The organism is Brevibacterium antiquum CNRZ 918, assembly GCF_900169145.1.
GTDB lineage: Bacteria > Actinomycetota > Actinomycetes > Actinomycetales > Brevibacteriaceae > Brevibacterium > Brevibacterium koreense.
Genome location: NZ_FXZD01000011.1, coordinates 26853 through 50589, shown reverse-complemented (window position 1 = coordinate 50589; position 23737 = coordinate 26853). Strand labels below are relative to the sequence as shown.

Genomic DNA, 23737 nt, shown 5'->3' with positions numbered 1-23737 from the left:
GATCTGAGGCGGCAACGCCGCCAAATGGTCCTCAGTCAGCTGACTGAACCTTCGGCGACTCCCAACCCGACTGCGAGCACCACCAACAGGATGTAAACAATCCAGAACAACGCCCAGAACCCGGCGCTGAGGTAGCCGACCCAAAGGGCTGTCAGCGCCATTGCGTCCCCACGCTCTCCACGCTGGCGAATCTGCTTGCGTGCGATATGGCCCATCACGATCCCGGCAATTCCCGCTGGAATGAACGAGGACAGCGCCCCGGCAAGTGCGAGCACCATTCCGATAATCGCCACAGTGTTGGTCGCAGCGATCGGCTGATAAACATAGGCCACGGGGCCTGCCCAACCAGGATTGGCAACGTATGCCGCGTTGTTCGGGAATCCACCGTTGCTCGCCGCCCCACCATACGGCGAACGGTCCGATGCTCCGTACCCGCTGCTAGCGGGAAGTTGCCGTGTGTGCATGAATGGTTCGCTCCTGTTGCTGTGGCTGCTCGTGGGATGATCCCTGCTGAAGGGATGTTCCCCGTTGCGTCTGACACCAACGCTACCGAGCCGCCCAGCTCCGAAAAAGGCAAACCTGTTGCAATCCTGCACCACCGGTGTCAGGACACCACAGGCGTCAGGGCAGAAAATGGGCCCTCACAAGCCCGTCCTGCAGGAGACGATCCCTCAGTAGCTCATCCCCGCAGCGAGGAATCCGAGTCCCAGAACGCCGATGAAGATGACGATCATCAGCAAAGCAATGCCGATGCCGATGTAGCCCATGACCAACCCGGCGGTCGCCTGGCCTCGGCCGTCTTCACCGGTCTTTCTGATCTGGCCGCGTGACACGTGGCCGAAGATAACCGCGAGGATCGGAGCGATCCATAGAAACATCGCCACGATTGAGAACAGTATGCCGACAATGGGGACCAATGAGAGGAGGCTGCAGACCAAGCCACCGGCGAGCCCGATGATGCCCATCCACATCGCCCAGCCCGACAGGGAGTTCACTGCTGGCCGCACCGTCATCGTCGGTGCACCGTAGGTCACAGGCTGGCTGTAGGCGCCCGGCTGACTGTAGCCATAGGCGTCCGGCTGGCTGTACGCGTCCGGCTGACTATAGACCACGGGGCCGGACTGGGTCTGCTGATACTGGTTCGGATTCGAATACTGGCCTTGGTCCTGATACTGGCCCGAGCCGTATCCCGGCTGAGGCTGTGACCCGCCGTATCCATTGTTGAACTGCTGGGATCCGACCTGCGGTGGATCGCTCGGGCGATAGTTCGGGTTATAGGACACGCTCATCACCGTTTCATTCGTTTGCTGCCTGTTGAGGACTACCTTAGTCGTCCCGACGGCCCCAAGGACAATACGCCGACGTCCCACCCCGACCCGATCTCCCGCTGCACGTGAACGACTCACCCTGAGGATCAGATGGGAACAAGCGTCTCATTCGACCTTAAACTTGACGATAATGACTCAACCCGAAGATCCCCAGGCGCCGAGGCGGTCCACCGACCCCATGGATGAGTCGACCGACCCCACACACTCCCGAACCGACCAGCCCTCCCCCACGAGGCCCGCACCCACCAAACTCATCGCTCGGGAACGTCGCGCTCACCGGCGCGAATCGATCCGCGCCAATGCCGCTGGCATCCGGAGGCGCTCCTTCACCACCGGAATGTGGGCGACTCGCGCACCGGTCTGGATGTGGCCGGCCCTGCTGCTCATCACGGCGATCGGCGGTGTCCTCCGACTCTTCAACTTGGACTTCCCCCACCGCTTGATCTTCGACGAAACCTATTACGTCAAGGACGCCTACTCGGTCTTCAAGTTCGGCTACGAACGCTCCTGGCCGGAGAACGCCGACGACTCCTTCAACGCCGGTGACCCGAGCGTCATCGAGTCGACCCCCGAATATGTCGTCCACCCGCCGTTGGGCAAATGGATCATCGGCGCCGGCGTCCACCTCTTCGGCGCCGACGACTCCTTCGGCTGGCGGTTCTCTGTGGCGATCGTGGGAACGCTGACGATCTTCCTCATGGGCTTCGTCGCGTGGAAGCTCTTCCGCTCCGCGTTCTTCGCCTGCGTCGCAGCCGGTCTGCTCTCGATCGACGGTGAGCACTTCGTGCATTCACGCACGAGTCTGCTCGACATCGTCCTCATGGCCTTCGTCCTCCTCGCCTTCGCCTTCATCGTCCTGGACCGGGAGTTCGTGACGAAGCGACTGGAGAAGTGGGCGAAGGCCCCACCGCCCACAACCACTCCTCCCACCGAGGCGGTCGCCGCCTCGACCGCTGAGCCAGCAGCTGCCGCGCCCGCACTCCGAGCACCAGAACGAGTTCGCGATCGTCGCCCATCGCGAAGCAAGGACCTGGTCAACTTCGGGCCCCGCCTCGGCGTGCGTCCCTGGCTCATCGCCGCAGGCATCAGCCTGGGGCTGGCAATGGGCGTGAAGTGGTCGGGGCTCTATGCCGTCGCCGCATTCGGGATCCTCGTCGTCGCCTGGGACGTGCATTCGCGCCACCGTGCAGGCATCGTCCACCCCTGGCTCGGCATACTCATCCGCGACAGCATTCCTGCGTTCATCAAGTTGGTGCCGGTGGCCCTACTGACCTACCTCGTCACCTGGACTGGGTGGATCCGTTCCGCCGATGCTTGGGACCGGCAGTGGGCCTTCGACAACGCAGGCTGGTGGAGCGCACTGCCCGACTGGCTGCTGTGGCTGCCGTCTCTGGCCCACTATCACTACACGGCGTATTCGTTCCATGTCGGCCTCGATTCGGAACACCCCTACATGTCGAACCCGTGGGGTTGGATTCTCCAGTGGCGGCCGACCTCGTTCTACTACGAATCCCCTGATCAGGGAAGCATGGGCTGTGCCGTGGAGCACTGCTCCTCAGCGATCACATCGGTCGGCAATCCCGTGATCTGGGGACTGGCACCCATCGCCATCCTCGTCGCACTGGTCGCCTGGATCATCCGCCGCGACGTCCGCGCCGGAGTCATCCTGGCCGGACTCGCCGCCACCTGGCTGCCGTGGTTCGCGTACCAGGAACGCACCATCTTCACCTTCTACACGATCGTCATGGTGCCCTTCGTCGTCCTCGCATTCACCTACTGCCTCACACTCATCTGGGGCCGAGTCCCCAACTCCCGTGGCCCAATATTCGCCGGTCGCGGCACTCGAATCCCCTGGTCCCTGTTCGGCCGTCGGATGTCCGTGGGCCTCATCCTCGTGGCCGCGATCATGGCCTTCGCCTACTTCTGGCCGATTTATACAGGCGAAGTCATTCCCTTCGAGGCGTGGAACAACCGCATGTGGAACGTCACCTGGCGCTGACCACCCACAGGCACACCGACCTCACCTGACACTGACCATTCAGCTCCATCACGGGTGACCACCCCCGCCCCACGGCACCTCGACATACACCCGCCACGAAGCCGTCGCCTCGGCGACATTGCTCGTTCACTTCAAGGCCACATGCCGTCGTTAGCGTCGAATCATTGTGAATGACCAATCGATTCTGACTCCCCCAGCGCCCACCGATCACGTGGCCGCGACGCCCACTGACCAGGTGGCCACGGCCCCCTCCGAGAGCGCAGCACGGCCGCATCGGGCCGTGGCCATCATTCCCGCCCGGGGCGGCTCCAAGGGAATTCCGCTGAAGAACCTGCAGAAGGTCGCCGGCATCTCTCTTCTGGCACGCGCGATCAACGCGGCCAGGTCGACCCCGAGCATCGACCGCGTTGTCGTCTCGACCGACCACGAGGGCATCGCGGCTGAGGCGATCCGATCCGGCGCCGAGGTGTCCCACCGTCCCGCTGACATCGCCGGTGACACCGCGAGCAGTGAGTCGGCGCTGATCTACACGCTGGCCAGCCTCGGCGAGGAATTCGACACCACCGTGTTCATGCAGTGCACCTCACCGTTCATCGACTCGGCCTCGATCGACAACGCGGTCACCGCCGTCCGTGACGGTGATGCCGATGTCGTGTTCTCCGCCGTCGAGGACCATTCGTTCCTGTGGCGCCTCGATGATGGCGCAACGGCAGTGGCCGTTGGTCACGAAGCCAGCTTCCGGCCCCGCCGCCAGGACCGGGCCAAGCACTACAACGAGACCGGCGCGTTCTACGTCATGCGCACCGACGGTCTCCTCGAACATCAACACCGTTTCTTCGGTCGCATCGCAATCGAAGAGGTCCCACCCGAGCACGCCCGCGAAATCGACGACATGTCCGACCTGTCACTGGTCCGCGCGATCGCCTCCACACAGGAAACCGCGCAGGTCATCGACGTCGACGCCCTCGTCACCGACTTCGACGGAGTCCACACCGACGACGGCGCCTACGTCGACGAGGACGGCAACGAACAGGTCCGGATCCACCGCGGCGACGGCATGGGAGTCTCACGCCTGGTGAGATCAGGGCTGCCTGTCATGATCCTGTCGAAGGAACGCAACCCAGTTGTCACCCGCAGGGCGGAGAAACTTCATGTGGACGTCACTCAGGGCATCGACAATAAATCCCAGGTCCTGCGGTCATGGATCGATGACCAGGGCCTTGACCCAGCCCGAGTGGCCTACGTCGGAAACGACATCAACGACCTCGAAGCCTTCGACGTCGTCGGCTGGCCCATCGCGGTCGCCGACGCCCATCCCAAGGTGCTCGCAGCGGCTCGAGTCGTCCTCGATCGGCCCGGAGGAAAGGGAGCGGTCCGCGAAGTCTGCGACCTCATCCCCGTGTCGAACCGGGCAACGCAGCAGCTGCCGACGCGAGCACTGGCATCGGTGCTGGGCTCCGATCCGTTCGGCTCCGCTGGCCACAACGAAGACGCACCAGCCGCAGCAGACGCACACCAGACACCCACTTACCGACCATCCATCCAGCAGCAACAGCCGTTGCTCACGAATCACGCAGAAGGTTTGCGTACCAATCGAAAGCAGGTTTCATGACTGATCAACTCGCCCCTGTGGCCATCGGCAACCACCTCGTCGGCCCGAATCAGCCCGTGTACATGATCGGCGAAATCGGCATCAACCACAACGGCGACGTCGAGATCGCGAAGCAGCTCATGGATGTCGCCGTCACCGCCGGTGCCCAGGCTGTGAAGTTCCAGAAGCGCAACCCCGATGTGGCTGTGCCCGAACACCAGAAGTCCAAGATGCGCTCGACCCCATGGGGCGAGATGACCTACCTCGACTACAAGTGGCGCGTCGAATTCGGCAAGGACGAATATGCCGAGATCGACCGCTACGCCAAGGAAGTCGGTCTGCAGTGGTTCGCCTCCCCCTGGGACACTGACTCCGTGGACTTCCTCGAAAACGAGTTCGATGCGCTGACCTACAAGGTCGCCTCGGCCTCGCTGACGGACTTCGAACTCCTCCGTGCCATCGCCGCGACCGGCAAGCCCGTCCTGTGCTCCTCGGGCATGTCCGACTGGGCCACGCTGGATGCCGCCGTCGAGGTCTTCGACCGCGAAAAACTGGTCCTCATGCACGCCACCTCGACCTACCCGCTGCCTCCCGAAGAGGTCAACCTCAAGGCGATCCCGGCCATGCGTGAGCGCTACGGCGTGCCCGTGGGCTACTCCGGCCACGAGCTGGGCCTCGAGATCTCCTTCGCCGCCGCAGCACTGGGCGCCGTGACCATTGAACGCCACATCACCCTGGACTCCTCGATGTGGGGCTCCGACCAGTCCGCATCGATGGAACCGCGCGAGTTCACCTCGCTCACCAAAGGCGTGCGCGTTCTCGAAACTGCCTTCGGCGACGGCGACAAACGCGTCATGCCGGGCGAGGAATCCAAGATCGATTCGCTGCGCAAGGTCAGCGTCTGACCCGCTCTTGGTCTGGCCTGATCGTGTTCTGGCCTGATCGTCTGACAACGGTCCCATCACCTCGCCGAGGTGGTGGGGCCGTTGCCGTGTTCCCTCGCCGAGGTGGTGGGGCCGTTCCGAGATGATCGTGCCGTAGGTCAGCGCCCGAGTTTGCGCTTGATCCTCCGTACCCTCCACGCCAGCCCATGCGCCGTCTTGTCGAATAGGACCTTCGCTTCGGCGGTGGCTGTACGGTCGTTGACCGACCTGAGCTGGGCATCGGATTCGTCGAGCTGCTTCCGCAGGCCGGCGGCATCGACGGCGTGCCGATTCTTCTCCGCAGTCTGAGCGTCGAGTTCCGTGGTCTGCACGTCAAGCTCTGCGGACTGCCACTCGAGCTGAGTCTCCTTCTGCTTCAACTCCGCACGGAGGCTCTCCCGTTCCGCTTCGCGGTCCTTGCGCTGTGCGTTGGCGCTCTCGAGTTGCTGCTTGTGCTCACGGCGCAGCTTCGTGCGATCTCGCATGTGAGCGGCGCTGAATTCCTCGGCCTCGGACACTGCCGCGAGGTGGAATTCCTCGGCTCGGATATCGGCCTGGGTTCGAGGAACTAGGTCGGTTTGAGGAACTAGGTCGGCTCGGGGAACAACTTCTGCTGGGAGCCTCCGGACGACTGCAACCAACCGCTCAGTGCCCGCACCGGAATTCCCCGTGCCCGACGAAGGCCGCAGCGCATCGCGTATGTCGGCGTGGTTGTCCGCCGTGATGTCGAAAAGTTTCTGCCAGGTAGCTGCGAGGTCGTCCTGCAGGTCATTTCCGCGCGCATAGGCCTGCTCGATCGTGTCGACGATCCGCTGGGCAAGAGCGTGGGCTCGCTGAACCACATCCGCGGTGATGCCAGGACCGTCGCCCGTATTGTCCGCCGCCATACCCTCAGGCCCAACAGGCACGATGAATTCGGGATGTCCGATGTCCTCGGCGAAGTAGCCCAGCTTGGCGTGCAGATCCAGGGAGATCGGAATCGAGCCGACGCCGAAGGGGATCATCTGCGCATGCCCGCGACCACCCAGCACATAGGGAATGGAGACGAACAGATCGAGACCGGCGAAGAACCCGATGTCGGAGCCATACAACCCGATCTCTTTGACCTCGGGCACCTCAGCGACCAACTGCCGCGACACCTCGGCGCCATCGGGGTGGAAGGGAACGCTGAGGATAGTCCATCCGCCAGCCAAGAGCATTCGGGCGGCATCGATCGTTGCCCGGTGAATCACCTCGGCGTCAAAGCCGGCGGCCTGCTGACGTGGGTGAACGAGCATCTGGATCGCCAGGACCTTCTGACTCGGATCGGGGCGACGGCCGATCAAGGGCTCGTAGAGCAGGCCCGCGATGGTCGTCGGGCACGGCTGGAATCGGATTGGTCCTGACCGCGAGATCGTCCCCGGCTGCGACTGCAGAGGCGGCGCCGCCTGCGAGTTCGCGGATGCTCGTGATCGCTCGACGTCTCCCCCGTCGACACCGAGGAATGACGTCATCGTCTCAATGCTGCCGGTGTTGCGCAGGCCGAAGAACACAGACTGGTCGAGGACCTGGCTGACATGGGTGTGCATCAGCTCGTCGAACTCGGGCTGGCCGGGGAACCGGTTGTCCCCGAGCGCATAGATGATAAGCGGGACTTCGATGGCGGCGAGCGCTTCGGCGGAGATCTTCCACTGCCATCCCGACAGCCGATTCGGGTTCGTGTCCTGCAGGAACAGCCCGCCTCCGCCGACGACAACAGCATCTGCCGATGAATTTATCCGCTCGACGAGGGCCAAATCCACTTCGCGCCGCAGGGCCGCCGCCGATGTGAAATCGACCTCACCGCCCGACCGAGCCGAAGCGGTCGAGCCACCAGAACCCATCACTCGGAAGACGTCCCTGACCACGGGGAACAGCGCCTTGTCGCCGTAGTTTCCCCAGGTCGGGATGTCGAAGTGGAACAGCTTCAGGTGCGGCATTGCACAAGGCTATGGGCGATGGGCAAACACTTGGTGAACTTCACCTGTCCGAGGCGTCAACCTCGGCGCAACCCACCGTTCGCTTAGGAATTCTAAGATCAATCGAATGCAAACAACACCGCCCGTCCCACCAGGAGAACGCGTGCACGCACCAGCGCACGCCACGAGCTCCACGAGACCTGAGCACCCCTGCGAAAGGACCCAATGACAGCGCCAGTCGTCAGTGTCATCATCGCCGCGAAGAACGCCGCGGAAACGATCGGCGGGAGCCTGAAGAGCCTGGTCAACCAGCGCTTCGGACGTGACGAACTGGAAGTCATCGTCGTCAACGACGGGTCCACCGATGACACGGCGGGAGTCATTGCCGAATTCGCCGACCGGCTCAACCTGGTGACCATCCACAACGCGGAATCGCGCGGCGTCTCCACGGCACGCAACACCGCGCTGGAAGCTGCCACCGGTGACACGATCACCTACCTCGACGGTGACGACTGGTACGCGCCTGGCCATCTGCGGTCCCTGACGGACTCGATCACCGGTCTGGGCGTGGACTTCGTCAAGACCAACTACCTCATCGTCAACGGCTTCAACCGCAAACTGCGCAACGCCCCCTGCTTCACCCACAACACGGCGCTCAACCCCCGCGACTACATCCTCCCCCACGACGCCTCGACCATGGTCGACTTCCCCGAGTGCTGGACCGGCATCTACTCCCGGTCCATGGCTCAGCGTGGCCTGCTCGAGTTCAACCCGGAACTGCGCACTTGTGAGGATCGTCCCTGGACGTGGCGCCACCACCTTGAGACCGACAGCTTCGCCGTCGTCGACACCGCTGGCCTCTGCTATCGCAAGGGCAGCGCCACCTCGTTGACGGCGATCTTCGACGAACGCCAGCTCGACTTCATCCCCGCGTTCAGGTCCGTGTTCGCCATGCTCGAGGCCAACCCGGAGTTTCGCCGCTTCGAGCAGAAGGCCGTGCGCAACTTCCTCTCCATCCTCTACTTCCAGATCCACAACCGCGGCGCCTCAATGAACCACCAGGTCAGGTCGCAGCTCAACCTGGGAGCGGTGAACACGCTCAAGGGCGTCGATGACGACATCATCGACGCTGCCCTGCACAACTTCGGGGAGCACCGGCTGCCCGTGATCGAGTCGATCGTCAGGAGGGCACGCTGATGACCCAGATCATCCAGGTCTCCACCCAGTACCAGCTCGCGAACATCGTCGCCCTGATCCGCGCCGGACACCTCGGTGGCACCGAGATGCGCCGGATCCTCGTCATCGCCAACAACTCCTTCGCTCCAGAGCTGACTCCCGCCGCGGATGACATGCCCGGATCGGCCAGCCTGCTGACCTGCTTCGATCTCATCGTCGACTGGAATGCCACCATCTGGCCTAACCACCCGAAGACCTTCGGGATCTCCGGCGAACGTGCCCCCATCATGGCGAGATCGCTGCGCTCGGAATGGGCGATCGCGGAGAACGAGCCCATCGATCTCATCGTCGAGTCCCTGCCCGGTCATCCGGCCGGTGTGCTCACCCAGATCTTCACCACCGCGAAAATTGCGGTGCACTCCGATGGGCTGATGAGCTACGGCCCGATCCGCAATCCGCTGTCCCTGCCGCAGTACCAGCGCCTGCAGGCGATCTACTACACCGACCTCCTGCCGGGCATCACCCCACGTCAGCTAGCCGAACACTCCCCCGACCGGGTCACCCTGCCGGCCGCGGACCTGAAGTCGGTCATCGAGGATATGGCCGCCGAGGTGGCCCCGGAGTTGGCGGCGGCCGAACTCTGCGATCCGATCCCCGAGGCTGGAATGGTCCTGGGCCAGTACCTCGCCCAGATCGACCTCATCACTGCCGAGGAGGAGCTGGATCTGCACCTGCAGATGATCGATGAGGTCAAGGCTCGCGGACTGTCGGCTGTCATCTTCAAACCACACCCCACCTCGGCGCGGACGACGATCGAACCATTGCGTCAGCGCAGCCTGGAACTGGGACTGGAATTCGTGCTCGCCGATGTGCCGCTGCTGGCCGAGATCGTCATCGCCACCACCCGACCACGCCTCGTCGTGTCCTGCTATTCCACCGGGCTCGCGACCGCTCGTGCCCTGTTCGGGACCGCCACGGCCGCGATCGGCACCTCGATGATGCTGCAGGTCCTAGCACCGTACCAGAACAGCAACCGGATCCCGCTGACCATCGTCGATGCCCTGCACACGGGCGGATATGTCCTGCCCGGCGAACTCGCCGAGGTGGCACCTGGGCCGCCAGCGGCCACCCCCGTGAACGCGGAGGCCGCCACAAAGCCCGCCCGCACAAAGCCCACCGGCACGAAGGACCTGGGACCCCTCATCGACGCCGTCACCTACTGCATGCAGTCCGAGACGGCCTCCCACTTGCGGGGCAACGCGAGCGAGTTCCTCGAATCCGCCGTCGGCGGTCAGGACATGAAGTACTTCAAACGCAAGCGTCTGACGAAGCTGGATCTGCCCGGACGCCTGGAGATTCCATCGCATCGCAAGGGGCTCAGCTCAGCCAAGCGACGTCTGCGCACGCAGGCGAAGCACGCTCAGCACACCCTGAAGACCTACGGAATCTCCATCGACGCCCCGAAACTCGTCCCGAAGATGAAATCAACACTGAGCTCACGATTTGGAGGTGGCCGAAAGCAATGATGGCCAAGAAGACTCAACTCACCTCGATCGCCTTCGTCGAGTCGCCCCTGCAGTTCCTCTCCGCACTCGAAGCCCACGAACCTGCTGAAGACCTGCTGATACGGGCGCGTGCCAATGCGAAGGGCATGACGTCGTTCCTCGACGCCTTCGACTCCGCCTGGCTGCCCAAGAACATCTCTCTCGAACGCGTCGGGGCCAAGCCCGGAGTCCTGCGCAAACAGAACTTCGATCGCATCTACATCGGCGATGCCTGCTCCGGGCAGGTCCACAAGGCACTCGCACTGGCCTACCTGGAGCGTCGCATGCCAGACGTCGTCATCCTCGACGACGGTCTGGCCACCTATTCGACCATCGAGATCCTCACGGCCAAGCGCGGACCCCTCGTGCGTCCGCGGCAGAAGCTCAAGGCTTCACGTGCGGTCATGTCCGCACACGTCGCAGACCGTCTGCGTGGGCTGGCACCGGCAGGGAGGCTGCGCTGGCACACCGCATTGCCGGTGTCGAAGACCATGCGCAAGGCCTTCCTCAAAACAGGCGCGGAGATCACCCGCCATAAGTTCGAACACCTGCAGACCCTGCCCACCGGCGGCAGCCACCCAAGAGACAACCCGGTCATCGGCTCGGCCCTCGTCGCCGACGGGCTCATCCACGCAGACTCCTACCGCACCTGGCTCGAGGAACTCATGGCCGACGGTCCGATCACCTATTACCCGCACCGCCGAGAGACCGACGAGTTCCTCGCCGAGCTCAGCCGTGACGAGCGTGTGCGCATCAAACACGTCGGCCTGCCGATCGAACTGCGCCTGGTCAATCTGCCGCCGAATTCCACCATCCGCAGCCTGCCCAGCACCGCGGCGATCTCCTTGGCAACACTGAACCCGGACGTGACGATCGCCGTCACCAAGATTCCGGCCGAATGGTGGACCGGCGCCTCAGCCGATAGTCTGCGTAAGTCCCTCAATACCCAATCGGTCAAGGCAGATGTCGATACCTGATGCACATTCGGTCGAGCCGATCCGGATCGTCTCCGTCTCCGACTCCGAGTCCTACCTCAAATGGGCGACCCAGCTGCTGAGTTCCCTGCCCGGCGTCGAAGCCCACGTCTACCTCATCGACAGCCCGATTCTGCCCACCGCAGAGCAGATCACCCACGCTATCGCCGGCACCGCCTGGGCCGGCCGCACCATCCCCGTTGTCACCCGCACCGACCTGGCCCACATCATCACCGACCATCACGCCGACATTGTGCTCGGGGCCGCCACCGGGCCGATCGTCGCCCAGCTCTTCCTCACCGCGCACCTGCTCGATCACCGCCCAGCCCTGGTCTCCGGCCTACCCGGAATGGGGCTGCCCGCCAGCAAGAAGGGCATGAACTATCGCCGCCTGATGGATGCGTTCATCACCCATTCCTTCGCCGAGGTGGCCCAGTACACCGAGGTCAGTGCACTCACGCAGGTGCCCTGTGAGATCTACCTGACCCGCCTGCCCATGCTGCGCTCGACGTGGATCCCCCAGCTTGTCACTCCTGCGAGTGCATCCCAGCCCGACGCTGGTGAAGCATCCAAGCCTATGCAGACCGAAGTCCCCCGAACACTTGTGTTCGCTCCGCAGGCCAAGGTGCCCGAGGCGCTCGGTGATCGAGAAGCAATCGTGGCCGCGCTCGCCGAGTTCGCCTCACGTCACGCAGACTCGAACGCGGTCATCAAGATGCGTTCGCGGCCCGGTGAGCACGAAACGCATCACGAACAGCACTCGTACGTCGATATCCGCAAAGGCCTGCGTGATCTGGGTGTTCCTGGTACTGAGCGTATCGAGCTCGGCTATGGTCCACTGGACGACTTCCTCGTGCCCGGTGCCGCGCTGGTGACTGTGTCATCGACGGCGGCGTTGGAGGCCTTCGACCGCGGCATCCCCACCCTGCTGATCTCGGACTTCGGCTTCGACAGGAACCTGCTCAATGAGGCCTTCGCCGATTCCGGTGCCACCGGCAGCCTCGCCGAGGTGACGGCCGGGACCATCGGATTTCCCACCTCGGCGTGGCTGGCCGAGAATTACTTCCACTCCGACGACGGCAGACTTCGTCACCATCTGGAGCTCCTGGCCACACGTGCCAGGGCAGGTCAGCTGCCGAACCGGCGCAGCGCCGTGTGGAAGCAGAAGCGTCTGCTCATCCGCGCCGAGCTGCGCACCATGGCCCCGGCTCCGGTCGTTCGCGCCTACCGAAAACTGCGCTACGCGAGGTAAATGAGGCTGGCCCGCCGGCTGCCTTTTTCAGTTCCGGTCGTCGGGAACCCTGCGGGGCTCGTCCATCTCGACAACGACCTCGGCGGCCGGTGATGCTTCCTTGAATACCCACGTCCGGTAGGCGTAGAAGCGGAAGAACATCGCCAGTCCGACGCCGATGATGTTCGTCGAGATGTTGTAGGTCAGCTGGTCACGCATGTCGAGCAGGTACCAGGTCACACCCAGCGGGATGACGGTGATGATCATTCCGGCCATGTTGACGGCGATGAAGAGCGAGATGCCGCGCAGATTCGAGCCGGTCGTCCGATCCCCGTAGGTCCAGAGCTTATTGCCGATCCACACAACGACCATGGCGATGATGGTGGAGACGATCTTGGCTTTGATCGGACTGCCCTCGAGCAGCGGAGGGATCGAGCCCAAGCCGTAGGCGAGGACGTTGGAAAGCCCCACGTCGACGATGTATCCCAGACCACCGACAGTGAGGAATTTGAACGCTTCCGCCGCGAGGCGCCGCAACCGGGCCGACAATGACTCTTCCATTACAGGCATCGAGTCTAATCGGCCAGGTTTCGGACTCGCTGAATGCCCCCGAACGCGGCGTGCCCGGCGATCACGAGGTCTCTCAGGGCCCCGGCTCCGAAACATCCATGGCTGTCGGGGCTCGCTGGGTGTGCCGCATTGCCAGGACGAACAGCAGTGCGGTGGTGACGGCGAGCGCTGGCCAGAACGTGTACCGGAAATGGTTCGACGGGACGATGGGTAAGTATCCGAACACATAGAACAGCGCCGAGGTGGCCAGCATCGTGATCTCGGGCCAGAAGGTTCTCGCAGTCGCCGTCCGTTCAGCAGCGCTCGTGTCGCGATGTCGCGCGCGGTATCCGAAGGCCAGAAGGACACCTGCCAGAAGGGTCCAGAACCACGGTTTGAAGAGCATCGGGAACGTGTCGAGCGCGAAGTCCTCAACATAGGGCTTGACGATGTAGTCGGCCTTGTCATTGCCCTGCTCGAAGCCGACCCGTGCAGCGGCATGGTGCCAACCAGCCGGCCAGTACTCCACGGCCGAGGTGAAGAAGTAGAAGGAGAACACTGCCGCCCGGTACTCTGCATAGCGGAGCGGATGGGTGATCACCTCGCTCAGCCACAGGTCCTTCAGCGCCTCCTGCTGGGCCATCGGCGAGAACGGCTCCCCAGTCGCGCCCTTGCCGTAGCAGTTCCAGTAGGCGTCCCAGATCTCGCCTTTCTCCAGGCATTTGTCGCGAGCTGTGCTGATCTTGTCCTTGAGCTCGGCCGGGGCATCCGAGGCCTGGAGAGCGCCGTTGGGCACGGAGAACATGACGTCGTCGAGGAAGATCTGCGAGATCTGACCGGTGGCCGCCACGTCCTCCTGCGATTCGATGGCCGCATCCGTGGCTTTGAGGCCCGCACCCAGGACGACGAGAACGAGCAGAGAGGCCATAGCCGTCGCAATCGCTTGCCGAGCGGCGAACCGAGCGCCCACCCGCGTGCCGAACCGTCCCGCGATCGTGGAGAAGCGTCGACTGCTGCGCAGCCGTTTGACCAACAAGTATCCGATATAGACCGCGATCGGGACGATGGCGAAGATGGCGTTCTTCCGCAGCCCGAACGCATACACGAGCAGCCCCAGGGCCGGGATCCAGAGCGGCCACGTCTTCGGGACGAAGCGGGTGATGATGAGGAGGACCACGGCCAGCAGGGGGACGGCCGCCTTGAGGTCGCCGACCACCGTCGCCACCGTGATCTCCTCGTTGTGGCAGGGAACGATCGCAGCGATCCGAATGGTGTCCTCGAACATGCGGTGTTCCCATCGTCGTTCTCGCCCGACCACCGGGCCGAAATCACGAATGGTCAGGACCTTAGCTACTCAGTGATACGGGTGCGACGTGACAACGAAGTGGCGAGAATGCGAACTGCGATGCTCCGACCCCACGGCTTCTGACAGAGTTCGCCCGTTCGTCACCTTTTCAACGAGGTGGTGCGTTCGTCGGCAGCTCCGAGTTGCGGAAACTTCGGTCCGCTTCAGGACACGAGAATCGGCCCAAAACTTCCTCAACTCGACGGACGACTCGAGCACCGCTTCCGCAACGAGGTAGATGACGTTCGCAGCGAACCCTCGTGTCCTTGGTCACGAACGCCCAGTTGTGCGTCCCTTTATGACACCCGCATAAAGTCAGGCGCCGCCATATTGGGATGCTGAATCGTCGGCTTGCTGCTCTGTGGTCTCATGCCGTCCGTCCCCATCCCACCCACACGAGGAGGCGCTTGTGATCGAACTGCGCAGTCTGCGGAAGGTGTTCTCAGGCACCGTCGCTCTGGAAGAGATCGACCTGTCGGTCCCCGCCGGAGAGATCCACGGCATCGTCGGCCGCTCCGGCGCCGGCAAGTCCACACTCATCCGCTGCCTGACCGGACTCGATTCGCCGACGTCGGGCACGGTCGCCATCGACGGCGTCGACCTCACCGATCAGTCCGGCTCCGGTCTGCGCCAGGCCCGTCGCAGCATCGGCATGGTCTTCCAGCACGTGAATCTGCTCGATTCGCGCACCGCTTTGCACAATGTCGCCCATCCCCTGCAGATCGCCGGGGTCTCCAAGACGGAACGCCTGGCGAAGGCTCGCGAGCTGCTCGAGATCGTCGGCCTCGGCGACCGTGTCGACAACTATCCCGCCCAGCTCTCCGGGGGACAAAAGCAGCGCGTGGGCATTGCCCGGGCACTGGCCGCCGAACCCAAGGTGCTGCTGTGTGATGAGCCCACCTCGGCGCTGGATGCCACCACCACGGACCAGATCCTGGGCCTCATCCGCTCCCTGCGCGATCGCCTGGGCATCACCGTCCTCATCATCACCCACGAGATGTCCGTCATCCGCGAGATCTGCGATTCGGTGACCCTGTTGGCCGATGGTCGGGTGGCCAAGACAGGCACCCTCGCCGAGGTCATCTCCGAGCCCGGATCGGACCTGTCCAAGGATCTCGTCCCCCTTCCACCCATCACTTTGGACGAGGCGGACACCGCCCTCGTCGAGGTATCGCTGGCCGGTACCAGCCTGCCCAAGGTCCTGACCAGTGCACAGTCGGTTGGGGTCGGCGCCGAGGCGATCCTCGCCGGTGCCGTCGAAACCATCGAGGGCAGGCAGGTCGGTCGGATCCGCTTCACGGTCGCAGGGCCGGCCCAGTCGCAGGAGCTCATCGCCGCGCTGGACGCGGACGGAATCTACGCGGAGGAGGCAGCCTGATGAACGATCCCACATGGTTCGACAACCCGGCGATCACGCAGCAGATGCTGCCCGCCACCATCGAGACCCTGCTGATGACCCTGTGGTCAACCGGCCTGGCCGTCCTCATCGGGCTGCCCCTGGGGATCTGGCTGTTCACCACATCGAAGGGCGGACTCAAGGCTCGACCCACGCTCCACCGGATGCTCTCGCTCATCGTCGACATCACGCGCTCGATCCCGTTCATCATCCTCATCATCGCCCTCATCCCCTTCGCCCGCTTCGTGGTCGGTTCGGCCCTGGGCTGGCAGGCGACCGTGGTCTCACTGACCATCGGTGCGATCCCCTTCTACGCCCGCCTCGTCGAGAACTCGCTGCGTGAGGTCTCCGAAGGCAAGGTCGAAGCTGCCCTGATGATGGGCGCCTCGAACGGTCAGGTGATCCGGCAGGTATTCGTCCCCGAAGCGAAGCCCGGGCTCATCGGGGCCGCAACGGTGACCTCGGTGACCTTGGTGTCCTACACGGCCATGGCAGGCGCCGTGGGCGGCGGCGGTCTGGGAGCGCTGGCGATCTCGTACGGCTACCAGCGGTATCAGGCAGACACGATGCTCGCGTGCATCATCGTCCTCGTCATCATCGTCGCGCTCATCCAGTTCATCGGCGACCGGCTCGCTCGCGTCGTCGACCACCGCTGAGGCCGGCCCGACAGCACACGGCCTCATCGATGAAGACTCACCGCATCGAAATTCTCGTCACACCAACGACACACATCACACAAGGAGAACCATGAAGATCAAGCTCACCGCCCTCGCCGCGAGCGCGACCCTGCTGCTCACAGGCTGCGGCCTCGTCGGCGGCGACACCGATTCCGTGGGCGAGGAGGACGGCGGCATCACCAAGCTCACGATCGGCGCCACACCGGTGCCCCAGGGCGATGTCCTGCGCTTCGTCGACGAGAATCTCGCTGAGGATGCCGGTCTCGATCTCGAAGTCACCGAGTACACGGATTACACCCTGCCGAACAAGGCCCTGTCCGACGGTGACATCGACGCCAACTACTTCCAGCACAAGCCCTACCTCGACTCAGAGGTCGAGGGCCAAGGCTACGAACTCACCGCGTTCGACCCGATCAACCTCGAACCCTTCGCACTGTTCTCGAAGTCCATCAAGGACGTAGACGACCTGCCCAAGGGCGCAAAGGTCGGCATCAACAACGATCCTGCCAACCAGGGTCGTGCGCTGAAGATGCTCGAAGAGGCCAAGGTCATCACCCTCAAAGATGGCGTCGACGCGGTCGATGCGAAGCTCTCCGACGTCGAGGACAACCCGAAGGACGTCGAGTTCGTCGAGGCCGATGCCGCACAGCTGGCTCGCACCCTCGATGACGTCGACGCCTCGGTCATCAACGGCAACAACGCTCTGGAAGCCGGACTCAGCCCTGCCAAGGACGGAATCGTCCTCGAGGACGCCAAGGACAACCCCTACGGCAACTTCCTCGCCGCGCGCACCGCGAACAAGGACGATGAGAACATCAAGAAGCTCGACGAGCTGCTCCACTCCCCCGAGGTGAAGAAGTTCATCGAAGACAAGTGGTCAGACGGATCGGTGCTGCCTAGCTTCTGAGTTCCGGGTGAGCGTTTCACGCTCCTGAAGCCCGTCAATGTGGACCCGCGTGCGATTTCTGAGTCAGAATCGCACGCGGGCCCACATTCATGGGTGCCGCTGTTGAGCTTTCTGAGGCGGTGAGGCCACGACGTTCCGATTCCCTCGCTATTCCGAGTTCCGATGGCACAATGCTGAAAGGGGGATTTCCCTCATTCGCGAACGCATCAGTGTCGTTGGGAGCGCAGCATGAGCAGAACAATCGGAATCATCGGAGTCGGAGAGATCGCCTCGGCGATTGTGGAAGGATCGTGTGCCGGTGCCGACCACCCGGACTTCCTCCTCTCTCCGCGCAATGCTGAACGCTCGGCCCAGCTGGCGAGTGACTTCGACAGAGTGGAGGTCTGTGAGAGCAATCAGGACGTCATTGATCGCAGTGAGCACATCATCCTCTCCGTCCTGCCCCAGCAGACCGAGGCTGTGCTCGCCGAACTCGACATTCCCTCTGATCGCACGGTGATCAGCGCGATTGCGGGAGTCTCAACTCAGACGCTGTCCCCACTCCTGCCCCAGAACCCGACCATCGTTCGGATCATCCCGCTGCCGCCAGTGCGCGAGCGCCGCGGCGTCACCGCGGTCTTCCCCGCTCACGCCGAGGTCGAAGACTTCTTCAATACCCTCGGCGGGAGCGTGGTCGCAGAGACCGAGGAGCTCTTCAGCACCCTCTCGGCCACGACCGCGACGATGTCGGCCTACTATGTCTATCTCCAGACGATCGCCGATTGGCTCGTGGGACAGGGATGGGACCGGAACGACGCCGAGCGCATCGTCCGCGGACAGTTCGCCGGGCTGGGCAACACCCTGACAACCACCGACGCCTCGTTCTCCGCCCTGGTCGCCGGCCACGAAACTCCAGGCGGACTCAACGAGATGCTCCACCGCGAGTGGCTGGATGAGGACAATCGTGATGCGCTGGCGGCATCACTCGACCGCGTCTTCGCGCGGGTGACCGGCGCCGAGTGACGCAGGCGGACTGCCCGAGGCTCTCGAGACCACACCCGCCCCCAGCACATAGACGGTCGTGGGATTCGTTAGGATCGCACCTATGCCTCAGCACTCTCCGATCACCGTGTCGATCTCTCGCACCGTCCTGCCCGAGCACCACCGCCGGTTCAATGCGTGGGTGCAGGCGGGACAGGAACTGGCCCGCGAGCGCGACGGGTATCTGGGATCCGGGTGGGTGAGAACATCACCCGATTCGGACGAATGGCACGTGCTCTATCGGTTCGCCGATGCGAAATCGCTGCGCTCCTGGGACGAGTCCGAGGACAGGCGGTGGTGGATCGAGAGCGCATCCGAACTCGTCGAGACCACCCGGGTCGAACATCGGACGGGCATCGAGGGCTGGTTCGAACCGCAGGGTGAGGAGAGTCTGACGATCCCCGAAACGGTCGTGCCTCCGCGGTGGAAGCAGGCGGTGAGCATCTTCCTGCCGTTCTTCCCACTGAGTCTGCTCTCGACGCTCCTCCTCATGCCGCAGCTGGAGAGCTGGCCGACAGTGCTGGCCGTCCTGCTCAACATCTGCATCCTCACACCCCTGATGACCTACATCTTCCTGCCGGCGAGCACCCGATTGCTGCGACCCTGGCTGAACAAACCCCGCCAGTGAAGCAGGTGCCCATTGCCGAGGTTGCCCGCCGTCAACGTCGAACGCTCAGTCCCGGTCGCAGGCTCAGAACAGTCCGGTGATGTTGCCGTCCTCGGTGACGTCGATTGTCAGCGCCGAAGGCACCTTGGGCAGTCCGGGCATTGTCATGATGTCACCGGCGATGACGACCACGAAGCCGGCACCGGCAGAGAGCCGCACGTCTTTGACCGCGATGATGTGATCCTTCGGTGCTCCCCGCAGGCTGGCATCGGTGCTCAGTGAGTACTGGGTCTTGGCGATGCAGATCGGCGCATCGCCATAGCCTTCGTCCGTGAACTGCTTGAGCTTACGTTTGACCTTGGTCGGCAGGTCGACGTCGGCGGCACCGTAGATTCGCTGTGCGATCGTGCGGATCTTCTCCTCCAGCGGCCGGTCCAATTCGTAGCTGTACTGCCCCTGTGGTCCTGGTGCCGAGGAACCCGCCGCGGGGGCCTCGGCGTCGCCGGATGCAACGCCTCCGACGAAGAACGAACCGTCATCGACAGCCGCACCTGCATTTCCCGCACCTCCGGCAGCTTCGACGACCGCGGCGGCCAGTGCCAACGCGCCCTTGCCGCCATCGGCCCAGTGGGTCGACTCGACGGCTGAGATGCCCTTCGAGCGCAGATGGCTGATCGCAGCGGCCATCTCCTCGTCGGTGTCTGTGGGGAACCGGTTGAAGCACACGACCGGGGTCAGCCCATAGATATTGAGCAGATTGCCGCAGTGGTGCTCGAGGTTGACCATACCGCCGAGGACCGCCTCGGTGTTAGGCGTCTGCACGTCCTTGACCTCGACACCACCGTGGTACTTCAGCGCACGCAAGGTGGCCACGACGACCACGGCCGAGGGCCAGATACCTGCGGTGCGGCACTTGATGTCGAGGAATTTCTCGGCACCCAGGTCGGCACCGAAGCCGGCCTCGGTCACGGTCCAGTCGCCCAAAGTCATCGCCGCCCTCGTCGCCAGCAGGCTGTTGCAGCCGTGAGCGATGTTGGCGAAGGGACCGCCGTGGATGAACGCCGGCGAATGCTCGAGGCTCTGGACCAGGTTGGGCGAGAGCGCATTGCGCAACAGTGCGGTCATTGCCCCGGCAGCACCGATGTCGGAGACCGTGATGGGTTCACGTGTTCGGCTGTGGGCGAGGACGATTCGACCCAGGCGCTCCTTGAGGTCGGTCAACGAGGTGGACAGGCAGAAGACCGCCATCACCTCGCTGGCGACGACGATGTCGAAGGCATCCTCGCGGGGCACTCCCCCGTTGATTCCACCGAGTCCGACCACGACTCCGCGCAGTTCCCGATCATTGAGGTCGACGACGCGGCGGATGTGGATGCGCCTGACGTCGACGTCGAGTTCGTTGCCGTGGTGGATGTGGTTGTCGAGCATGGTCACGGCCAGGTTGTTCGCCGCGGCGATGGCCGCGAAGTCGCCGGTGAAGTGGAGGTTGATGTCCTCCATCGGCACCACCTGGGCGTATCCGCCGCCGGCTGCTCCGCCCTTCATCCCGAAGACCGGACCCATGCTGGGCTCACGCAGGGCGAGGATGGCCTTGCCGACTTCCGGTTTCGAGCGTGCGAGTTCGTTGAGCCCATCGGCCAGTCCGATGCTCGTCGTGGTCTTGCCCTCGCCCGCCGGTGTTGGGCTCATGGCGGTGACGAGGATGAGTTTGCCGTCGGTGTTGGATTCGGCTGCTTTGTCGAGAACGTCGATGGGGACCTTGGCCTTGGACCATCCGTAGGGGACGATGTCCTCTTGTGCCAAGCCCAGTCCAGCGGCGACATCGACGATGGGATCGAGCTCGGCGTTGAGCGCAATATCGAGATCTATGGTCATAGTGCCATCATGCCGCTTCCCAGCCGGTTTGTGACCAATCGGGAGCTATGAATCTGCGCAATGAGCACCCAGTTCCGCCGACCGCAACAACGCCGTCTAAGAAAGCTCCGCGCATTCGTTCGCCGAGTGCGCGGCCAGAGTCACTAAGGTGCAGTGTCGCTAAACTCTCGTCACCCTGCGGCTCGCTGAGAACCACTCCCATTGGGTGTCGACGCCTGGGGCCGAAGTCTTCACCTCAGGAACGATAGAAGTTCCACGCATCGGTCACGATCTGTTCAAGGCCGATTTCCGGCATCCAGCCCAGCTGTTCTCGCGCTCTCTCATTCGAAGCGACGAGGGACGTGGGGTCCCCGGCGCGGCGCGGGCACTCCTCGGCGGGAATCGGGTGACCAGTGACGGCTCGGCACGCCTCGAGCACCTGCCAGACCGTATACCCAGTACCGGACCCGAGATTGATGATGCGGTGACTGCCGGCTTCGGAGTGCTCCAATGCCAGGAGATGGGCTCTGCCGAGATCGACGACGTGGAGATAGTCGCGCAACGCCGTACCGTCGGTCGTGTCGTAATCGGTGCCGAAGATCTTGCCGGATTCCGTCTCACCTGCAGCGACCTTCAGGAGGTTTGGAATCAGATGCGTTTCGGGGTTATGCCTCTCACCGAATCTTCCACGCGCACCGCCAACGTTGAAGTAGCGCAGCGACGTCGCGCTGATTCCGTATGCCCTGCAGTACGAACTCAGCATGAGGTCGACGGCCAGCTTCGAGGACCCGTAGGCGTTCATCGGGCTCGTGGGAGTGACCTCGGTGATAGGAGAATCATCCGGCTGACCATAGGTCGCCGCAGTCGACGAGAAGACGATCGTGGGGATCTGTGCCATGCGCATAGCCTCGAGCAGTGCGAAGCTTCCGACGACGTTGTTCTCCCAATACAGTTCGGGCTTTTCGACAGATTCACCAACAAGCGACTTCGCTGCAAAATGGAGCAGACCGTCGAACCGCCCTTCGATCAGGACTTCCCGACAGTCGTGAATCCGCATCTCGACGAAGTCTGCAGCTTCGGGGACGGCGTCACGGTGCCCGGTTGAGAGATCGTCGATGACGGTGACGTCGTGCCCGGCGACCACAAGCTGGGAGGTGACTACTGATCCGATGTATCCCGCACCACCGGTGACGACCAACTTCACAGCCTGCTCCTTCGGATACAATCGCTCAACCACTAAATACTACGACGCGCGGTGCAGCGACCGCGAATCCGACGTCGACTTGCAGCCTGGAGGAACGGTGCCCGCAACATGAAGACCATCATAGTCAGCCTACGAGATCAGTTCGTGTGGCAGGGGCGCGCGCACCGTTCGTTCATGGTGGCCATCCTTGGTCTGGTGGCCGGCACTCTGCCGATGATCTCCTGGCTTCCCCGCTACCTGATCTTCGCGATCAGCTTGCTGGGGGTGATCATCGGCATCATCTCACTCTACTGGGAAGGCTCGAGCCTCAACCGTCGATACCGGTCCTTCGAACTGGTCGAACGCAATCCCGTATTCGGCAGGAAGCTGCCACATGATGATGACCTGCCGGACTGCTATCAGTCGTCACGAGGGACGATCCTCTTCGACAGAAAACTCAACGACGATCTTCGAACACAGTCCGATTGGTGTGTCGGAATCCGCTCCCGATACCGCCTTCCCGAAGAGTTGGAGGAAATTGCTCCCTATGTTCTCAGACGGACCAGTGGCGGCAAATGGCATTTCAACGGCCCCTGTGTTCGCATGGCCGGCGACTGCCGCCTGGACGGAAGTCGGATCATTCCCTTTCAGGAGGCCTGCTTCTTTGACCACCTCTGTTCCAATGAGCTGATGAGATGGCAGCCGCATCTAGGCGCAGAAGTCTGGGACCTGCGCCGGAAGTACCTCTACGACACCGACCGCAGGCTCATCCCCCTGGCCAGCAGCGAACTTGCCAACATCGTCGGAGTCTCGACGCTCGCAATCAGCGCAGACCGACAGGTCCTGATCGTCGACCAGAGCTCTCGCAACCATTCCAGTCAGGGATTGAAGGCACCGTCAGGCTCAGGAAGCCTCGAGATGCGTGATCAAAGTGACGATCTCGCGGCTTTTGTTCTCAATGGCGCGAACAGAGAGCTGGAGGAGGAAACCGGTGTCACCGAGGACATGATCGCCTCGTCCCATCTCCTCGGATTCGGCCGATGGTTGGAGCGCGGGGCGAAGCCCGAATTCTTCGGGGTCACACTCCTCACGGGCACTGCGGAGTCGGTCGATCGCGCTCGGAGACAGGTTGCTCGCAGCGAGACTCAGTACACCCGCGATTCGGTCTGGATGGATCTGCAGAACATGATCGAGGCAGATGAAGACTTCACAGCGGTAATGAGCGTTCCACTGGGCTACGGAATTCGGGCCCTGAACGATGCTTTGGAGCAGGACCCATCCCTGCTCGATTTGAGTTCTACGAAGGAATGACGCCGAGGACGGCGCAGACAACAGCGGCCCTGCCAACCGGTCGAACTCGAACTGTGCAGCGAGATCTTCCGTGTGCAGCCGGACCATCAGTTGGACATGATGACACTCGATGACCTCGGCGTAGGTGGCGACGTTCGCAGCCGAGTCCGACGCGGGTAAAGCGGTCATGGGTGAGCTCTCCAAAG

Annotated in this window: 20 protein-coding genes; 13 read left to right on the top strand and 7 right to left on the bottom strand. The window is 63.2% G+C overall.

Annotated elements, in window-relative coordinates; all coding sequences use genetic code 11:
- Positions 1–35 precede the first annotated feature (35 nt).
- Entirely contained in the window at positions 36–464 is a 429-nt protein-coding gene (locus BANT918_RS14235; protein ID WP_101620877.1) for a DUF4190 domain-containing protein, read from the bottom strand.
- Positions 465–671: 207 nt separating this feature from the next.
- Positions 672–1289 carry a DUF4190 domain-containing protein gene (locus BANT918_RS14230; RefSeq protein ID WP_233430514.1) on the bottom strand — a complete coding sequence of 206 codons (618 nt, stop codon included), beginning with the start codon at positions 1287–1289 and terminating at the stop codon, positions 672–674.
- A gap of 169 nt (positions 1290–1458) precedes the next feature.
- Here BANT918_RS14230 and BANT918_RS14225 point away from each other — a divergent pair, with 169 nt between their 5' ends.
- The 3 genes from BANT918_RS14225 (at position 1459) to BANT918_RS14215 (ending at position 5823) form a co-directional block, all read left to right on the top strand.
- A complete protein-coding gene (locus BANT918_RS14225; protein WP_233430513.1) occupies positions 1459–3327 on the top strand; it encodes a dolichyl-phosphate-mannose--protein mannosyltransferase in 1869 nt (622 codons plus the stop codon).
- 166 nt (positions 3328–3493) lie between these two features.
- Complete coding sequence (locus BANT918_RS14220) at positions 3494–4939, top strand: acylneuraminate cytidylyltransferase (RefSeq protein ID WP_101620875.1); 1446 nt, start codon at positions 3494–3496, stop codon at positions 4937–4939.
- Positions 4936–5823, top strand: a complete 888-nt coding sequence (locus BANT918_RS14215; protein WP_101620874.1) for an N-acetylneuraminate synthase family protein — start codon at positions 4936–4938, stop codon at positions 5821–5823. Before BANT918_RS14220 ends, BANT918_RS14215 begins: the two co-directional genes overlap by 4 nt.
- Positions 5824–5960: 137 nt before the next feature.
- On the opposite strand, the gene BANT918_RS14210 is transcribed toward BANT918_RS14215, so the two are convergent.
- Positions 5961–7799: a hypothetical protein gene (locus tag BANT918_RS14210; protein WP_101620873.1), complete on the bottom strand. Its 1839-nt coding sequence runs from the start codon at positions 7797–7799 to the stop codon at positions 5961–5963.
- Between the two features lie 204 nt (positions 7800–8003).
- Between BANT918_RS14210 and BANT918_RS14205 the strand changes: the two genes are divergently transcribed.
- The 4 genes from BANT918_RS14205 to BANT918_RS17565 are packed head-to-tail and all read left to right on the top strand — an operon-like array spanning position 8004 to position 12724.
- On the top strand, positions 8004–8975 hold the full coding sequence (locus tag BANT918_RS14205) for a glycosyltransferase family 2 protein (protein ID WP_101620872.1): 972 nt from the start codon (positions 8004–8006) through the stop codon (positions 8973–8975).
- Positions 8975–10480, top strand: a complete 1506-nt coding sequence (locus tag BANT918_RS14200; RefSeq protein ID WP_101620871.1) for a polysialyltransferase family glycosyltransferase — start codon at positions 8975–8977, stop codon at positions 10478–10480. The genes BANT918_RS14205 and BANT918_RS14200 overlap by 1 nt, the downstream gene beginning before the upstream one ends.
- Positions 10477–11475, top strand: coding sequence for a hypothetical protein (locus BANT918_RS14195; RefSeq protein ID WP_233430512.1), 999 nt, complete (start codon positions 10477–10479; stop codon positions 11473–11475). Before BANT918_RS14200 ends, BANT918_RS14195 begins: the two co-directional genes overlap by 4 nt.
- Positions 11462–12724 carry a DUF6716 putative glycosyltransferase gene (locus BANT918_RS17565; RefSeq protein ID WP_233429422.1) on the top strand — a complete coding sequence of 421 codons (1263 nt, stop codon included), beginning with the start codon at positions 11462–11464 and terminating at the stop codon, positions 12722–12724. Before BANT918_RS14195 ends, BANT918_RS17565 begins: the two co-directional genes overlap by 14 nt.
- A 27-nt stretch (positions 12725–12751) precedes the next feature.
- Here the strand turns inward: BANT918_RS17565 and BANT918_RS14185 are convergent, their stop codons facing one another.
- On the bottom strand, positions 12752–13264 hold the full coding sequence (locus tag BANT918_RS14185; protein WP_101620869.1) for a GtrA family protein: 513 nt from the start codon (positions 13262–13264) through the stop codon (positions 12752–12754).
- Between the two features lie 82 nt (positions 13265–13346).
- Positions 13347–14537, bottom strand: coding sequence for a hypothetical protein (locus tag BANT918_RS14180; protein ID WP_101620868.1), 1191 nt, complete (start codon positions 14535–14537; stop codon positions 13347–13349).
- 469 nt (positions 14538–15006) lie between these two features.
- Here BANT918_RS14180 and BANT918_RS14175 point away from each other — a divergent pair, with 469 nt between their 5' ends.
- From BANT918_RS14175 to BANT918_RS14155, 5 genes are all read left to right on the top strand, one after another.
- Complete coding sequence (locus tag BANT918_RS14175; RefSeq protein ID WP_101620867.1) at positions 15007–15975, top strand: methionine ABC transporter ATP-binding protein; 969 nt, start codon at positions 15007–15009, stop codon at positions 15973–15975.
- Positions 15975–16649, top strand: coding sequence for a methionine ABC transporter permease (locus BANT918_RS14170; protein WP_101620866.1), 675 nt, complete (start codon positions 15975–15977; stop codon positions 16647–16649). Before BANT918_RS14175 ends, BANT918_RS14170 begins: the two co-directional genes overlap by 1 nt.
- Before the next feature lie 91 nt (positions 16650–16740).
- A complete protein-coding gene (locus BANT918_RS14165) occupies positions 16741–17577 on the top strand; it encodes a MetQ/NlpA family ABC transporter substrate-binding protein (protein WP_101620865.1) in 837 nt (278 codons plus the stop codon).
- A gap of 228 nt (positions 17578–17805) precedes the next feature.
- Entirely contained in the window at positions 17806–18579 is a 774-nt protein-coding gene (locus tag BANT918_RS14160; protein WP_069600736.1) for an NAD(P)-binding domain-containing protein, read from the top strand.
- 82 nt (positions 18580–18661) lie between these two features.
- Positions 18662–19225, top strand: coding sequence for an antibiotic biosynthesis monooxygenase (locus BANT918_RS14155; RefSeq protein WP_069600737.1), 564 nt, complete (start codon positions 18662–18664; stop codon positions 19223–19225).
- Between the two features lie 63 nt (positions 19226–19288).
- Here BANT918_RS14155 and BANT918_RS14150 read toward each other — a convergent pair whose 3' ends face one another.
- Positions 19289–21079 carry a formate--tetrahydrofolate ligase gene (locus BANT918_RS14150; protein ID WP_101620864.1) on the bottom strand — a complete coding sequence of 597 codons (1791 nt, stop codon included), beginning with the start codon at positions 21077–21079 and terminating at the stop codon, positions 19289–19291.
- A gap of 235 nt (positions 21080–21314) precedes the next feature.
- Complete coding sequence (galE, locus tag BANT918_RS14145; protein ID WP_101620863.1) at positions 21315–22262, bottom strand: UDP-glucose 4-epimerase GalE; 948 nt, start codon at positions 22260–22262, stop codon at positions 21315–21317.
- A gap of 108 nt (positions 22263–22370) precedes the next feature.
- On the opposite strand from galE, the gene BANT918_RS14140 reads away from it, so the two are divergent.
- Positions 22371–23552, top strand: coding sequence for a hypothetical protein (locus BANT918_RS14140; protein ID WP_101620862.1), 1182 nt, complete (start codon positions 22371–22373; stop codon positions 23550–23552).
- The last annotated feature ends 185 nt before the right edge of the window (positions 23553–23737 follow it).